Raw genomic sequence first — 17,462 nt, forward strand, 5'->3', positions numbered from 1 at the left:
TGCAGCTACAGTGGAGCAACTACGTACAATGAATGGTAATTTTGACCGTAGAATCAATCGTTTGGAAAATGATTTAGATGGCGTGGCAGCAACAGCTGCAGCAATGTCCAGCTTACCGCAATCTTATATTCCAGGTAAGAGTATGGTTGCAGTTGGTGCTGGAACACACCGTGCACAACAAGCAGTGGCAATTGGCGTTTCTCGGGTTTCTGACAATGGGAAAATTATTCTTAAACTTAATGCTGGCCATAACACTACAGGTAATACTTCAGTTGGACTTGGTGCTGGCTTTTTGTTTTAATTTCTAACTCTCAAAAATATGCAGAAAATTTTTTGTTTTTTTGCCTTTAATACTGAAAAACGATAACAAAAAACCGCCCAACAGGCGGTTTTTATTTTAAGAATAGTTATTCAAATTAACCTAATAACTCACGTAATGCCTTACCGATATCAGCCAAGCTACGTACGGTCTTCACACCAGCAGCTTCAAGTGCGGCATATTTTTCATCAGCTGTACCTTTACCACCACTGATAATTGCACCCGCGTGTCCCATACGTTTGCCTTTTGGCGCAGTTACACCTGCAATATAAGACACAACTGGTTTAGTCACGTGTTGTTTAATATAGGCAGCCGCTTCTTCTTCAGCAGAACCACCAATTTCACCGATCATCACAATTGCTTTAGTTTCAGGATCAGCTTCAAATAATTTTAAGATATCAATAAAGCTTGAACCTGGAATTGGGTCACCACCGATACCAACACAGGTAGATTGACCATAACCTTCATCCGTAGTTTGTTTTACAGCTTCATAAGTCAAAGTACCTGAACGAGAAACAATACCAATACTACCTTTTTTATGGATATGTGCTGGCATAATTCCAATTTTACATTCACCCGGAGTAATCACGCCTGGGCAGTTAGGTCCAATCATTCGTACACCAGTTTGATTCAATTTTTGTTTTACTACTAACATATCCACTGTTGGAATACCTTCGGTAATACAAACAACTAATTGAATACCAGCATCAATCGCTTCTAAAATAGCATCTTTACAACCTGGTGCTGGTACATAAATTACAGAAGCTGTTGCACCTGTGGCTTCTACCGCTTCACGCACAGTATTGAATACTGGTAAACCTAAATGCGTTGTGCCGCCTTTATTTGGCGATACGCCACCAACAAGTTGTGTACCATAAGCTAAAGCTTGTTCTGAATGGAAGGTTCCTTGGCCGCCAGTGAAGCCCTGACAAATTACTTTAGTATTTTTATCAATTAAAATAGACATTATTTTTCCTCCGCAGCTTTAACCACTAATTTCGCCGCTTCTGTTAATGAGTTAGCAGCCATAATTGTAAGTCCACTATTTGCTAGAATTTCACGACCTAATTCCGCATTATTCCCTTCTAATCTCACGACAACTGGTACATTAATACCCACTTCTTTTACTGCATCAATAATACCGTTCGCAATAAGATCACAGCGTACAATACCCCCAAAGATATTTACTAATACAGCTTTTACATTCTTATCTGAAAGGATAATTTTGAATGCCGTCGCAACGCGTTCTTTGGTTGCACCGCCACCAACATCAAGGAAGTTTGCTGGATTACCACCATGTAATTTAACAATATCCATAGTTCCCATAGCTAAGCCTGCACCATTCACCATACAACCAATATTGCCATCAAGTGCAACATAGTTAAGTTGTGACTCTTCAGCCTCTGCTTCACGTGGATCTTCTTGGCTTAAATCACGCATTGCGAGTAAATCTGGATGACGATAAAGTGCATTACCATCAATGACAACTTTCGCATCTAAACAATGCAACTTATCATTATCTAAAATCACTAATGGGTTGATTTCTAATAATGCTGCGTCTTTTTCAATAAAGAGTTTGGTTAATTGGCAGAACATTTGGGTAAATTGTTTAGTTTGCTCTGGATTTAACCCTAATTTAAATGCCAACTCACGACCTTGGTAAGGCATACCACCAATCAATGCATCAACATAAACTTTATGTAATAAATGCGGTGTTTTTGCCGCAACTTCTTCAATATTTACGCCACCTTCGGTTGATGCCATAAATACGACTGATTGTGATGAACGATCAATTACCATACCAACATAGAGTTCTTTTTTGATATTTGATGACTGTTCAACATAAATTGTATTTACTGGCTGACCATTTGCATCTGTTTGGAAAGTGACCAAACGTTTGCCTAACCAGCGATCAAAAAATTCTGCGACTTCTTGCTCTGAACGAACGAGTTTTACCCCACCAGCTTTACCACGTCCACCAGCATGAACTTGACATTTTACCACCCATTCATTGCCGCCTAATGTTTTCATTGCTTGTAAACCTTCTTCTAGGTTTTGGCAAGCGATCCCTTTACTCACAGGTAATTTGTATTCAGCAAAAATTTGCTTACTTTGATATTCATGTAAATTCATGCTTTCTCCTATTGATTGCGTACCTGCCATAACCCTATGGCAGGTATTAAGTAAAATGTGATGATTAGTGAGATTAAATTTCTAATAAAATACGTGTTGGATCTTCTAATAACTCTTTAATTGTGACTAGGAAACCAACTGACTCTCTACCATCAACTAAACGGTGATCGTATGACAACGCAAGATACATCATCGGACGAATTTCCACTTGGCCATTAACAGCGACTGGACGATCTTTGATGGCATGCATACCTAAAATTGCACTTTGTGGTGGGTTAATGATTGGTGTTGACATCAATGAACCGAAGACACCGCCATTAGTAATGGTGAAATTTCCACCCGTTAAGTCTTCAACAGTTAATTTTCCGTCACGACCTTTTTCAGCTAACACTTTAATTTGTTTTTCAATTTCAGCCATACTGAGTTGGTCACAATCGCGTAATACTGGAGTAACTAAACCGCGTGGTGTCGAAACGGCAATACTAATATCAAAGTAATTGTGATATACAATATCATCGCCATCTAAAGACGCATTGATTTCTGGGTAACGTTTTAATGCTTCAACAACCGCTTTCACATAGAAAGACATAAAACCTAAACGTACACCATGTTTTTTCTCGAATTGCTCACCATATTGTTTACGTAATTTTTTGATTGGTGTCATATCCAATTCATTGAACGTAGTAAGCATTGCTGTACTATTTTTTGCTTCTAATAAGCGTTCTGCGATACGTTTACGTAAACGTGTCATTGGTACACGTTTCTCACTGCGTGCAGTTAATACTGGCACCACTTCTGCTGCGGCCGGTGCTGAGCTATTAGAAGCAGCATAAGCCTCAACATCTTCACGCGTTAAACGACCGCCAACACCCGATCCTTTAATTTTACTTGGATCGAGCTCTTTTTCTGCTAATAGGCGACGAACTGCTGGGCTTAATGCATCATTTGAACTTTCTGGTTCAATCGCCGCATGTTGACGATCTGCTGGTGTTGGCTCAGTTTTACTTACACTCGTTTTTGTTTCTTCGCCTTCTTTCACTTCACGAAGTTTACCCAATAATTGTTTACTAACAACTGTTGCGCCTTCTTCTTCAACAATACTGTCTAAGACACCATCAATACTCGCAGGAACTTCTAACACAACTTTATCGGTTTCAATTTCAACAAGCACTTCATCACGTTTAACAAAATCACCTGCTTTTTTATGCCAAGTTGCTACAGTTGCATCTGCAACGGATTCAGGCAAATCAGGAACAACAATTTCAACATTACTCATTTATATATCCTCTACTTAGTTAGATTCTGTTTATTCAATAGTTAACGCATCATCAATCAACGCTTTTTGTTGTTTGATATGTAATGACATATAACCAACCGCTGGCGATGCAGATGCTGGACGTCCTGCATAACGCAACTTCGCTCCTTCAGGTAAAGAAGCATAGAAATTATGTTGACTACAATACCAAGCTCCTTGATTTTGTGGTTCTTCTTGACACCATACAAAATCATTTACATGTTGATAATCAGATAAAATTTCTTTCATTTCTGCGTGTGGATAAGGATAAAGTTGTTCAATACGAATTAACGCAATATCCGTAATTTCACGTTTACGTCTTTCTTCTAATAAATCGTAATAAACCTTACCTGAACACAACACAACACGTTTCACTTGTTTTGGATCTAAATTATCAATTTCACCAATTGCATTCTTAAATTCGCCGTTATATAGCTCACTCATTTCAGAAACCGCAAGCGGATGACGCAATAAAGATTTTGGTGTAATCACAATTAACGGACGACGGACTTTACGCAATAGCTGGCGTCTTAACATATGATAAACCTGTGCTGGTGTTGAAGGGACACACACTTGAATATTATCTTCTGCACAAAGTTGTAAATAACGTTCTAGACGAGCGGATGAATGTTCTGGACCTTGACCTTCATAACCATGTGGCAACAACATAACCAAACCACACATTCTTCCCCATTTTTGCTCACCTGAACTGATGAATTGATCAATTACCACTTGAGCAACGTTAGCGAAATCACCAAATTGAGCTTCCCATAGTGTTAATGTTCTTGGGGTTGTTGTCGCAAAACCGTACTCAAACGCTAATACAGACTCTTCTGAAAGCACAGAATCCCATACTTCAAATTCCCCCTGTTGATCATGTAGATGTTGTAATGGAGTATAAGTCGTACCATTTTCTTGGTTATGCAATACCGCATGACGGTGGAAGAAAGTACCGCGTCCAGCGTCTTCACCTGATAAGCGGATATGATTTCCTTCATCTAATAGGGTTGCATACGCCATAGATTCAGCCATTCCCCAGTCAAATGGTTTTTCACCACGTGCCATTGCTTGACGATCGGTATAAATTTTTGCTACGCGGCTTTGTAGCGGGTGATCTTCTGGATATTCACTAATTTTATGTGCTAAGGCTTTAAACCGTTCTTCTGGGAATTTGCTTTCATAAGGAGATGTCCAGCTATGATTTAAGTATGGCAACCAGTCGATCTTATTCATATCAATTGGAATATACTCTGGTACGACACACTCCCCTTTATCTAAGGCATCACGATAATCATTAACAAACACATTCGCTTCTTCCTCAGTAATGACTTTTTGTTCAACTAAGAAATCAGCGTACACTTTACGTGGGGTTGGATGACCTTTAATTTTCTTATACATCAATGGTTGAGTTGCTGAAGGTTCATCTGCTTCATTATGACCATGGCGGCGATAAGAAATTAAATCAATAAAAATATCACGTTTAAATTTTGTACGATATTCAACTGCAATACGTCCTGCAAATGCAACTGCTTCAGGATCATCACCATTAACATGAATAATTGGTGCTTGAATCATCTTTGCAATATCTGTGCAGTATTCTGTTGAACGAGTATCGTGCGGATTAGAAGTGGTAAAGCCAATTTGGTTATTGATGACAATACGAATTGTGCCTCCTACTGTATAACCGCGAGTCGCTGACATATTTAAAGTTTCTTGCACAATACCTTGACCTGCGACTGCTGAGTCACCATGCACAGTCACTGCTAATACACTTTTACGCTCCATATCATGACCACGATTCTGTCTTGCACGTACTGAACCAATCACTACTGGGCTGACAATTTCTAAGTGAGATGGGTTAAAAGCTAATGCTAAATGAACATATCCTTCATCAGTCACAAAATTTGATGAGAAACCTTGGTGATATTTTACGTCCCCTGTTCTATTGGTAGCGTGCTTACCTGCAAATTCATCAAATAGCTCACTTGGCTTTTTACCAAGCACATTCACTAACATATTTAAACGACCACGGTGTGCCATTCCCATAACAACATCTTTTACACCTTGCTTACTTGCATGGCGAATAATCTCTTTCATCAATGGAATAAAGGCATCACTTCCTTCTAACGAGAAGCGTTTTGCACCTGGAAATTTCGCACCTAAATAACGTTCTAAACCATCTGCGGCAGTTAATTCTTTTAAGAAAGTTAATTGTTCTTCTTTAGTAAATAATGGTTTATTTAATACACTTTCAATTTTTTCTTGTAACCAACGACGGATTTCAATATCCGTAATGTGCATAAACTCTAAGCCGATATGGCCACAATAGGTTTCTTTTAATGCTTTATTAATTTCACGTAGCGTCATGCTTTCTCGTTGATACACATAATGACCAATATTAAAGCGTTCATCTAACTCTTCATCCGAGAAACCATGATAATGAAAATCTAGTTCATCAATTTCTGGACGATTCCACATTTTTAATGGGTCCAAATCTGCATTTAAATGTCCACGGAAACGGTAAGCATTAATCCATTGTAATAAACGAACTTGTTTCGCACCTGCTTCAGGATCAATCACGGTTTGTTGATTACGACGGCCTTCGCTAGCTAAACGGCGGAAATAATCTTTTATTGGAGTATGAGGTTGATCATTTTCTGCTTTCCATTGTTGGAAAATTGATTGCCATTCGGAGGAAACACTATTTGGGTCGGTTAAATAAGATTCATAAAGATCTTCAATATAAGATTGGTTGGCGCCTCCAAATGCGGTTGAGGCTAACCACTCCTTCATTGTATTGTTAGATTGCATTGATAAGTCCTTCATTTTTTACTTACAACAGTTGCGCTACAACTTTTTTTTGCTAAGTTATAAGAGCAATAATTAAATTTAATATTAACCTTATAAAATAGCTAGAAGATTCACTCTAAATTGGAGTATGCTTATTATCAACCATAAAAAAATTATTTTCTGTGACATTTGTTACATTTTTAACAAAAACAAAACAAACAATCCTTAAAAATTTTTTGATCTACCTCTAATTTTAAAAAAAAACAGAGGGCAGTATCAGAGCAATGGTGATATATTGCATAACAAGTTATTAACATATATGTAAATGAACTAACAATATCATACTGACTTATTTCTAAGAATGACAATAGAAGGAGGAATTATATGTCAGAAGAACTTACTGCAAAGTTAACGCTTAGTGATGGACGTGAATATGACCTACCAGTACATAGAGCAACACTAGGCTATGATGCAGTTGATGTGCAGTCATTAACCTCACAAAAACTTTTCACTTTTGACCCAGGACTAATGTCTACCGCCACTTGCAAATCATCTATTACTTATATCGATGGCGATCAAGGAATTTTATTACACCGCGGTTATCCAATTGACCAACTTGCAGAAAATGCAGATTATTTAGAAGTTGCTTATTTACTCCTTTTCGGCGAACGCCCTACTCCAGAACAACATAAAGAATTCACTCAATTAGTTAAAAAACATACTCTCGTTCATGAACAACTTAGCCGTTTCTTCCACGGTTTCCGTCGTGACTCTCACCCAATGGCAGTAATGTGTGGTGTTAGTGGTGCTTTAGCAGCGTTCTATCATGACTCTACTGATGTACGTGATGTAAGACACAGAGAATTAACCGCAATTCGTTTATTGGCTAAAATGCCAACCCTGGCGGCGATGTGTTACAAATACTCTATCGGTCAGCCATTTATGTTCCCACAAAACCACCTCTCTTATGCAGGTAACTTCTTATATATGATGTTTGCAACACCATGCGAACCTTATGTCGTTAATCCTGTATTAGAAAGAGCGATGGATCGTATCTTTATTCTTCATGCTGACCATGAACAAAATGCTTCTACTTCAACTGTGCGTACTGCGGCTTCTTCTGGTGCCAACCCATTCGCTTGTATCGCTGCAGGGATTGCTTCACTTTGGGGACCAGCTCATGGTGGTGCAAATGAAGCTTGTATCAATATGTTAGAAGAAATTGGTACTGTGGATCGTATCCCTGAATTTATTGCACGTGCTAAAGATAAAAATGATCCATTCCGTCTCATGGGATTCGGTCACCGTGTATATAAAAACTATGACCCACGTGCCAAAGTAATGCGTCAAACTTGTCACGAAGTATTACAAGAGTTGAAGATTGATAATCCATTATTCGATGTGGCAATGGAATTAGAGCGTATTGCATTAAATGACCCATACTTCATTGAGAAAAATCTCTATCCAAATGTGGACTTCTATTCAGGTATTATCTTAAAAGCAATCGGTATCCCAACTTCAATGTTTACTGTAATGTTTGCTTTAGGCCGTACCGTAGGTTGGATTGCTCACTGGAAAGAAATGTATAATCAAGGCAACTTCAAAATTGTTCGTCCTCGTCAAATTTATACTGGCGAACCTCAACGTGATTTTGAACCAATGGATAAAATTTAACTTCCTCCTACCTTGACGTTTACCCACACTTTTAGCAATAAAAGTGTGGGATTTTTTTATTCTATTTACACTATTTTTTATTGCTTCTATCTACTTGCATACCTGAATTGACAAGCTGTTTTCCTCGAATAAAACCTTGACTTTGATCACAAAAAAAATAAAATGAACGAACGTTCATTCACAGCCAATAGGAGGAGAAAATAAAGCAGATGACAGCAGAAAATGAAATGCTTCAGCAAATTTTTCATTCTACTGAAAAATTAATTGCTCAATATGGTATTCACCAACTTTCTATGCAAAAAATTGCAAAAGAAGCTGGAATTGCTGCCGGTACAATCTACATCTATTTCAAAAGTAAAGAAGAATTATTGCGTCGCTTAGCATTCAATATTTTTCAGCAAGTACAAGAATGTATTGATCGCGGAGTAAATCCTGATATGCCTCTCTTTGAACAATATCGTCAGATGTGGTGGAATATTTGGCATTTTCTCCATAACAACCCTCAAATTATTCTGAACGTCAATCAATACAAAGCGTTACCTGATTTTTATGAAATGACAAGAGAGTGTCATAACCCAGAAGAAGACGCTTGGTTTAAATTTGTACGCCAAGGCCAACAATCTGGTCAATTAGCCAACCTACCAAAAGAAGTCTTATTCAGTTTAAGCTTGGAAAGTGCTTTTAAGATGGTTGAGCAGGATCTGCATTTACATATCAAAACGGATCCTGAGATGTTAGAAAAAGTGATTCAACATAGCTGGAATGCGATTTTACCACTTGCCTAATAATTTATTATTTTATACGGAGAAACTTAAATGACTGAAATTCAGGCTACCAAGCCTAGTCGTTCAAAGCGCTTTATAGTCAAAGTCGTTTTATTAATTGTTATCTTAATCTTTGCCGTTGTCATTGGTTTAAATATTCTTAAAAAAGTAAAAACTAATGAATTCTTGGCAAATATGCCGCCAAATATCACCCCTGTGACCGCTGTGAAAATTGAACCTCAGGATTGGATTCCAGTATTAAACAGTACTGCCCTCATTCGTCCTAATCAAGGCGCAATGTTGAGTGCACAATCAACAGGTACCATTCAAAGTGTCAATATTCAATCTGGTCAAAAAGTGAAAAAAGGTCAGGTCTTAGTTGAATTAGATAATTCTGTTGAAAAAGCAAATCTTGTTGCTTCAGAAGCTAAACTTCCTGCAGCAAAATTAACATACCAACGTTATCTCTCTTTGGCAAAAACAAATAGTGTATCGAAAACAGAGTTAGACAATGCTAAAGCAGAATATGAAAATTTAGTTGCTACGATTAATGCTCTCAAAGCAACTATTGCGCGTCGTCAAATTATTGCACCATTTGATGGTGAAGCTGGGATCGTGAAAGTCAATGTTGGTGAATACGTTACTGCAGGTACTGAAATCGTACGTGTGGAAGATCGTAGTAAAATGAAAGTGAATTTTGGAATTTCTCAAGATCAACTCAGCCAATTACATCTACAACAACAAGTAAAAGCCACCACAGATGTCTATCCTGATGAAACCTTTAATGCTGAAGTCACTGCGATTGAACCGGCAATTAATAAATCAACCGGTTTAGTTGAAGTTGAAGCAACGTTTGAAGGAAATAGCAAACTCCTTTCAGGAATGTTCGTACATATCCGTGTTGAACGTAAAACTGAATCTAATCAAATTGTCGTTCCACAAGTTGCAATTAGCTACAATATGTATGGCGAAACAGCTTATATCCTTGTTCCTTTAACTGATGAAGACAAAGCAAAATTGGGGGATCAACCTTTAGATAATGTGTATAAAGCACAACAAATTACTGTGCAAACTAAAGATCGTCGTAGTGTATATGCACAACTTGCTCAAAATGAGGCTCTTAAAGCTGGAACCTTTATCATCACTGGTGGCTTACAAAATGTTTCTGGCGGTAGTTATGTAAAAGTTGTTGATAAACCAATTATTGGGGCAACTGAACCAGAAAATAAAAGTAATCTTTAAGCATTAAATGAAGGAAAAAGATGAAATTTACTGATTTGTTTATAAAACGTCCAGTGTTGGCAATTTCGATTAGCTTGTTAATCGTTATTCTCGGTTTACAGGCAATTTCGAAATTATCTGTACGGGAATATCCAAAATTAGTCACTACTGTGATTAATATTACAACCACTTATCCGGGCGCCGATTCGGAATTGGTTGAAGCTTTTGTTACCTCAAAAATTGAAGAAGCGGTAGCTCAAGCGGATAATATCGACTATATGTCATCATCAAGTGCTCAAGGTTCTTCACGTATTACCGTGAAAATGAAATTGAACGCTGATCCAAATGGTGCTTTAGCTGATGTATTAGCAAAAGTGAACTCTGTACGTTCTCAACTTCCATCTGATATTGAAGACCCGACTATCACCTCTTCTACGGGTGGTTCAGGGATTATGTATATTGGTTTTACCTCTAAAGAGCTCAACTCTAGCCAAGTAACTGACTATATTCAACGGGTCGTTAAACCGCAATTCTTTACGGTTTCAGGTGTGGCTAAAGTAGAAGTATTTGGTGGTGCTTCTTACGCATTACGTATTTGGCTACAACCTGAAAAAATGGCTGCTTTAGGGCTTTCATCCACTGATGTAATGGGTGCTTTGTCGAAAAATAACGTACAAACTGCTGCAGGAAGTGCGAACAGTTATTATGTCACTTATAAAAACAAAGTAGAAACCACCACTAAATCAGCTGATGAACTACGTAATCTTGTATTGTTTGCTAAAGATGGCAATGCTGTTAAATTGGGTGATGTTGCTAAAGTTGATTTAGACAAAGAAAGCGATGATGCACGTGCTGCAGCAAATGGTGAAAATGCTGTTGTATTAAGTATTGAACCAGCCTCTGATGCTAACCCGCTAACAGTGGTAAAAAATATTTATCCATTGTATGACTCAATTAAGAAAAGTTTGCCAAACAGTATCGACACTCGTGTTCTCTACGATAAAACTATTGCTATCAATGACTCAATTCATGAAGTGGTACAAACCATTTTAGAAGCGACAGTGATCGTATTAGTGGTTATTACAATGTTCTTAGGATCATTACGGGCGATGATCATTCCAGTTGTTACTATTCCAATCTCCTTGATTGGGGTAATTATGTTATTACAACTGTTTGACTTCTCTATTAACCTGATGACGTTGTTAGCCTTGATTCTCGCAATCGGGCTGGTGGTGGATGATGCGATTGTGGTTTTGGAAAACGTTGACCGCCATATCAAAGAGGGCGAAACACCATTCCGAGCTGCCATTATCGGAACACGTGAAATCGCTACCCCAGTTATTTCGATGACAATCGCACTATGTGCTGTATATTCACCAATGGCATTAATGGGCGGAATTACAGGAACGCTATTTAAAGAGTTTGCATTAACCCTTGCTGGTGCCGTTTTTATTTCTGGAATTATCGCTTTAACATTATCACCAATGATGTGCGGTAATATTTTAAAAGCACATACCAACCCAACCGCATTAGAAGAACGTGTTGAAAGAACTTTAACTCGAGTAACAGATCTCTATCAACGTATGTTAGCTTTAATGCTAAATAGTCGTAAGTTAGTGATCTTTTTTGCAGTATTAATTTTTGCAAGTTTACCGGTGTTAATGAGTAACCTTTCGAGTGAATTAACGCCAACAGAAGATAAAGGTGCAATTTTAGCAATGGGAACCGCACCTTCTAATGCCAATTTAGATTATGTGCAAACTTCAATGAAACAGTATGAAAAGATTCTATCTGATATTCCTGAAGTTGAGTTCTCAATGGTAATTTCTGGGGTGCTGAGTTCAAATCGTTCGATCGCGATTGCAAGCTTAGTAAATTGGAGTAATCGTGATCGCAGCCAAACTGAGATTGCGAATGAAATTAACCAACGTGCAAAAGCGATCCCAGAGATTAGTGTAAATGGTTTCTCATTCCCAGAAATTGAAACTGGTGAACAAGGACCACCGGTGAGTTTTGTAATTACTTCTGCGGATGATATCCATAAACTCGCTTTAATTGCAGATAATGTATTACAAGCAGCAAGAAAATCAGGTAAGTTCATTTATAACAGTCTTGATTTAAAATTTGATACACCGCAAATGCACATTACTATCGACAAAGAAAAAGCCGGTACTTATGGCATTAGTATGCAACAAATTAGCTCTCTACTAGGTAGTTATCTTGCAGGTGGGACTATTACCCGCGTTGGGATTGATGGACGTTCTTATAAAGTGATTTCTGAAGTGCCTCGTGCAGATCGTTTAAATCCAGAAGATTTAAATAATTACTTTGTTACTGCTGCAAATGGTGATTCAGTACCTTTAGGCAATTTAATTAAAATGGAAGTGAATACTGAGCCGCTTTCACTTAGTCGCTTTAACCAATTAAGTTCTGCGGTAATTAGTGCAATTCCTATGCCAACAAGTTCTGTGGGGGATGCAGTAGAATGGTTCCAAAATGAAGGTGCTTCTCTATTACCTACAAATTATAACTATGACTTTAAAGGTGAGGCTCGTCAATTTGTACAAGAAGGAAATGCTCTCGCTGTTACCTTTGTGTTAGCTGTATTGATTATTTTTTTAGTACTTTCGATCCAATTTGAATCAATGCGAGATCCACTCGTTATTATGATCTCGGTTCCATTGGCGATTAGTGGTGCATTATTAACGTTAAATTTACTTTCTTTCTTAGGCGTAGCTGGAAGCACACTTAATATCTATTCAGAAGTTGGTTTGATAACCTTAGTCGGTTTGATTACTAAACATGGTATTTTGATGTGTGAAGTAGCTAAAGAACAGCAGCTTAATTTTGGTAAAAATCGTATTGAAGCGATTAGCTATGCGGCAAAAGTACGGTTACGTCCAATTTTAATGACTACCGCTGCTATGATTGCAGGTTTGATTCCATTACTCTATGCAAGCGGTGCAGGTGCTGTATCACGCTTTAGTATTGGTATTGTGATTGTATCTGGTCTTGCTATTGGTACACTGTTTACATTATTTGTGTTACCAGTGATTTATACCTTAGTTGCAAGTCAGCACAAACCGTTACCGGTATTTGAAGAAAACGCTGAACAATCAACTACTCACTAAGTTCCTTAATCTTAATAAAGGGAGAAACTTTCTCCCTTTATTCCAGTTTAATAACAAAGTCTATTTGATATCTTTGTTCTAATTAACATTTAGGTTTCGCCCTAAAAGGCGACTTCATTTTATTCGCAAGCAAGCTTGCTCACCCTAACGGGCCGTTGCAAGCAACGTTCAAAAAGCGGTCGCTTTTTGTCATTGCTCGTACAAAGAAAACGAAGCAAAAGAAAGTACGCCCTCGCACACTTTTTGAGATGCATAACTAAATTTAGGTTTATCTGCAATCTGATTACTTACCGATATAGGATTTTCTCTGGTTTGATATTTATTTTTTTGCAAAAAAAATCCCGTTCTGCCCTATCAAAAAGAGCGATTTTTTGATACATTTACACCCAATTTTTTCACTGTAAAACAACCCATTTATTACTCAATTAAGCGGAAGATTATGTTTAAAAAAATTCGTGGTTTATTTTCTAATGACCTTTCTATTGATTTAGGAACAGCAAATACTCTTATTTATGTTAAAGGTCAAGGCATCGTCCTTGATGAGCCTTCAGTAGTTGCTATCCGCCAAGATCGTGTTGGCTCACTAAAAAGTATTGCTGCTGTTGGTCGTGAAGCAAAATTAATGTTAGGTAGAACTCCAAAAAGTATTAGTGCGATTCGTCCTATGAAAGATGGGGTAATTGCCGACTTCTTTGTTACTGAAAAAATGTTGCAATATTTCATCAAACAAGTTCATCGCAACAATTTTATGCGTCCAAGTCCTCGTGTGTTAGTGTGTGTCCCAGCAGGTGCAACTCAAGTAGAACGCCGTGCAATCAAAGAATCTGCTTACGGTGCTGGTGCGCGTGAAGTACATTTAATCGAAGAACCAATGGCAGCAGCAATCGGTGCTAAATTACCTGTTTCTGAAGCAACTGGTTCTATGGTAATTGATATTGGTGGTGGTACGACTGAAGTGGCGGTTATCTCATTAAACGGTGTGGTTTATTCCTCTTCCGTTCGTATCGGTGGTGACCGCTTTGATGAAGCAATTATTGCTTATGTACGCCGTACTTTTGGTTCATCTATTGGTGAAACTACCGCAGAAAGAATCAAAAAAGAATTAGCTAGCGCTTATATCCAAGAAGGTGATGAAATCTCAGAAATGGAAGTCCATGGTCATAACCTTGCTGAAGGTGCACCAAGAACATTTACTTTAAATACCCGTGATGTTCTTGAAGCAATTCAACAACCATTAGATGGCATTGTACGTGCAGTACGTACTGCACTTGAACAATGCCCACCAGAGCTTGCTGCCGATATTTTTGAACGCGGTATGGTATTAACTGGTGGCGGTTCATTAATGAAAAATATTGATATCTTACTTTCTAGAGAATCAGGTGTACCGGTTATCGTTGCCGATGATCCATTGACTTGTGTTGCGCGTGGTGGTGGTGAAGCATTAGAAATGATTGATATGCTTGGCGGCGATATTTTTAGTGACGAATAATTTTAACAATTAGACCTACTAAAGCAGCTTGTCAATCAAGCTGCTTTATTTTGTAAGTTTGCATGGTATGAAACCAATTTTTACAAAATCTCCATCTCTCGGTGTTAGGCTTATTTTTGCTGTTATCTTATCGGTAATCTTAATGTTTTCCGATGGTCAAACACGTAATTTATTACAAATTCGTAGTGTATTAGAAACCACTGTGAGTTGGATTTATTATTTGGCGAATACACCTCGTTCTGTGCTAGATGGTGTTTCTGATAATTTGGTCGATACCAGTACCTTACAAATTGAAAATAAAGTCCTTAAGGATCAATTATTAGAAAAAAATGCTGATCTATTACTTTTGGATCAACTTAAAGTTGAAAATCAGCGCTTACGTCTGTTACTCAATTCACCCTTACGCCATGATGAATTCAAAAAAATTGCAGAAGTTTTAACTGCAGAAACAGATCCTTATCGCCAACAAGTCGTTATTAATCAAGGCGAAAAAGACGGTGCTTATGTTGGGCAGCCAGTAATTGATGAAAAAGGCGTTGTTGGACAAATTATCTCCGTAGGTCATAACACCAGTCGGGTTTTATTAATTTCTGATGTCACTCATTCTATTCCATTGCAAGTATTACGCTCAGATATCCGCGTGATTGCTAGTGGAACAGGCCGTCCTAATGAATTAGTCTTAGATAATGTTTCTCGTTCTGCCGATATTGAAAAAGGCGATCTGTTAGTTACATCAGGTCTAGGCCGCCGTTTTCCTGAAGGCTACCCAGTTGCTATTGTGGAATCTGTTTCACGAGAAGGAAATAACTATTTTGCTACAGTAATTGCAAAACCGTTGGCTTCACTCGAACGCCTTCGCTATTTACTATTACTTTGGCCAACTAATGAAGATATGAAACGTTTAAATAGTAATTCACCAGCGCAAATTAAAGAAGTCGTGAAACAGCGTTTATCTTCACAACAAGCTGTACCTCCAGCAGAAGAAAATAATGATTTACCAGCAGATAAATTAGAAAAAACATTACCAACAAAAGAAAAGGTTGAAGAAGAATAGTTATGAGAGCAAATGTTCTATTTCAATGGCTAATGCTCGCAGTTACTTTTGTAATTGCTTTAGTATTTGAAATTATGCCTTGGCCTGCTGATTTCTCAGGCTATCGCCCTGCATGGTTGGTATTAGTCTTACTTTACTGGGTAATGGCTATTCCGGGACGTATTAATATTGGTGTGGCTTTTTTAACCGGTTTAGTATGGGATTTGGTGCTTGGTTCAATCCTTGGTATTCATACACTCATTCTTTCTATTTTTGCTTATTTGATAGCAGTAAATTCTATGATTTTACGCAATCTCTCTTTATGGCAACAAAGCCTATTAGTGATTCTTTGTGTTTTTCTTATTCGTATTGCTATCTTTTTGTTAGAACTTTTCTTACATAGCGCCACCTTTAACTCTCAGGAGTTTGCTGGCGCTATATTAAGCGGTATCTTATGGCCTTGGTTGTTTTTAATCCTACGAGGCCTACGCCGTAAACTTTCGTTACGTTAATCTGCATTAGTGACATTGAGTGGCGGCAATGCAGTAATAATCGCCTTCACCAATGTTGCTAATGGTATTGCAAAAAATACCCCCCAAAATCCCCATAATCCACCAAAAAAGATAACAGAAACAATAATAACTAGTGGGTGTAAATTCACAGCTTCAGAAAAGAGTAATGGCACTAATAAATTACCATCTAAAAGCTGTGTGATCGTGTAAACCAACATAAGATAACCAAACGTTGCTGACCAACCAAATTGGAACAAGGCAACTAAGGCTAATGGAATGGTCACCAATACCGCCCCCACATAAGGCACTAATACTGATAACCCAATCGCTACTGCAAGCAAGAGCGAATAATTAAGCCCGAATAAGAGGAAAGTAATATAGCTGACCACCGTCATCACGATGATTTCTGCAACTTTACCTCGAATATAATTTGCAATTTGTTGCTTCATTTCAGCCCAAACTTGATTTACTAGCTGACGATTTTGCGGTAAAAAACGTGTCACACCAGCAATCAAATACTCTTTATCTTTAATTAAGAAAAAGACCATTAATGGAACTAAAAAAGCATAAATACCAATCGTAACAACACTTACAATTGAAACCAGTGAATAACGTAATGCGGACTCCCCTACCCCTAGGATTTTTTCGCGCACACTATTAAAAATCGTGTCAATCATTGCATAATCGACATATTCTGGATAATTTTCTGGTAATGATAACACCCATTCATGTAGCCGATTACTCATCGTTGGGAGATCTTTTAACAAGTTAATGGTTTGATTCCACAAAGTTGGAATCATCACTAACAAAATAAAAAAGACTGCCGCAATAAATCCCCCTAACACAATAATTAAGGATAATAAATGTGGAAATTTAAAACGTTCTGATAAATATTGAATGGGAAGTTCTAGTAGATAAGCAAGGACAATCGCAATTAATAATGGCGTAAATAGATCACTAAAAAAATAAAAAACAACACAAACAATTAAAATTAAACTAAATAAACCAACAGCTTGTGGATCACTAAAACGCCGTTTATACCACTCTTTAAACACAGATAGCATACTAAAACTCCTTGCCAAAAACGCTTTTAGATTATAAG

The 17,462-nt window shown here is 37.7% G+C and carries 13 protein-coding genes; 8 read left to right on the forward strand and 5 right to left on the reverse strand.

Annotation, left to right across the window (positions count from 1 at the left end):
• Positions 1–301, forward strand: a 301-nt coding sequence (locus tag PF272_RS04220) for a YadA C-terminal domain-containing protein (RefSeq protein ID WP_271141738.1), incomplete at its 5' end; no start/stop codon positions are given.
• A 115-nt stretch (positions 302–416) separates the two neighbouring features.
• Here PF272_RS04220 and sucD read toward each other — a convergent pair.
• From sucD to sucA, 4 genes are all read right to left on the reverse strand, one after another.
• Positions 417–1,286 (reverse strand): succinate--CoA ligase subunit alpha, encoded by an 870-nt coding sequence (gene sucD, locus PF272_RS04225; RefSeq protein WP_065233791.1) that lies wholly within the window; start codon positions 1,284–1,286, stop codon positions 417–419.
• On the reverse strand, positions 1,286–2,452 hold the full coding sequence (gene sucC / locus PF272_RS04230) for an ADP-forming succinate--CoA ligase subunit beta (RefSeq protein ID WP_065233790.1): 1,167 nt from the start codon (positions 2,450–2,452) through the stop codon (positions 1,286–1,288). The genes sucD and sucC overlap by 1 nt, the downstream gene beginning before the upstream one ends.
• Before the next feature lie 73 nt (positions 2,453–2,525).
• Positions 2,526–3,728, reverse strand: coding sequence for a 2-oxoglutarate dehydrogenase complex dihydrolipoyllysine-residue succinyltransferase (gene odhB / locus PF272_RS04235; protein ID WP_271141739.1), 1,203 nt, complete (start codon positions 3,726–3,728; stop codon positions 2,526–2,528).
• A 30-nt stretch (positions 3,729–3,758) separates the two neighbouring features.
• A complete protein-coding gene (gene sucA, locus PF272_RS04240; protein ID WP_271141740.1) occupies positions 3,759–6,557 on the reverse strand; it encodes a 2-oxoglutarate dehydrogenase E1 component in 2,799 nt (932 codons plus the stop codon).
• Positions 6,558–6,920: 363 nt separating this feature from the next.
• Between sucA and PF272_RS04245 the strand changes: the two genes are divergently transcribed.
• The 7 genes from PF272_RS04245 to mreD all read left to right on the forward strand — a co-directional run bounded on the left by PF272_RS04245 (position 6,921) and on the right by mreD (position 16,360).
• Positions 6,921–8,210 carry a citrate synthase gene (locus PF272_RS04245; protein WP_271141741.1) on the forward strand — a complete coding sequence of 430 codons (1,290 nt, stop codon included), beginning with the start codon at positions 6,921–6,923 and terminating at the stop codon, positions 8,208–8,210.
• Positions 8,211–8,419: 209 nt separating this feature from the next.
• Complete coding sequence (locus PF272_RS04250) at positions 8,420–8,995, forward strand: TetR/AcrR family transcriptional regulator (protein ID WP_271141742.1); 576 nt, start codon at positions 8,420–8,422, stop codon at positions 8,993–8,995.
• A 30-nt stretch (positions 8,996–9,025) separates the two neighbouring features.
• Positions 9,026–10,216, forward strand: a complete 1,191-nt coding sequence (locus PF272_RS04255) for an efflux RND transporter periplasmic adaptor subunit (RefSeq protein WP_271141743.1) — start codon at positions 9,026–9,028, stop codon at positions 10,214–10,216.
• A 20-nt stretch (positions 10,217–10,236) separates the two neighbouring features.
• Positions 10,237–13,326, forward strand: a complete 3,090-nt coding sequence (locus PF272_RS04260; RefSeq protein WP_271141744.1) for an efflux RND transporter permease subunit — start codon at positions 10,237–10,239, stop codon at positions 13,324–13,326.
• A 436-nt stretch (positions 13,327–13,762) separates the two neighbouring features.
• A complete protein-coding gene (locus PF272_RS04265; RefSeq protein ID WP_271141764.1) occupies positions 13,763–14,815 on the forward strand; it encodes a rod shape-determining protein in 1,053 nt (350 codons plus the stop codon).
• 67 nt (positions 14,816–14,882) lie between these two features.
• Positions 14,883–15,869 carry a rod shape-determining protein MreC gene (gene mreC / locus PF272_RS04270; protein WP_271141745.1) on the forward strand — a complete coding sequence of 329 codons (987 nt, stop codon included), beginning with the start codon at positions 14,883–14,885 and terminating at the stop codon, positions 15,867–15,869.
• 2 nt (positions 15,870–15,871) lie between these two features.
• Positions 15,872–16,360, forward strand: a complete 489-nt coding sequence (gene mreD / locus PF272_RS04275) for a rod shape-determining protein MreD (protein WP_065234891.1) — start codon at positions 15,872–15,874, stop codon at positions 16,358–16,360.
• Here the strand turns inward: mreD and PF272_RS04280 are convergent.
• Positions 16,357–17,424 (reverse strand): AI-2E family transporter, encoded by a 1,068-nt coding sequence (locus PF272_RS04280; protein WP_271141746.1) that lies wholly within the window; start codon positions 17,422–17,424, stop codon positions 16,357–16,359. The two genes, mreD and PF272_RS04280, sit on opposite strands and share 4 nt — an antisense overlap.
• Positions 17,425–17,462 lie beyond the last annotated feature (38 nt).

The organism is Gallibacterium faecale (genome assembly GCF_027920745.1).
Taxonomy (GTDB): domain Bacteria; phylum Pseudomonadota; class Gammaproteobacteria; order Enterobacterales; family Pasteurellaceae; genus Gallibacterium; species Gallibacterium faecale.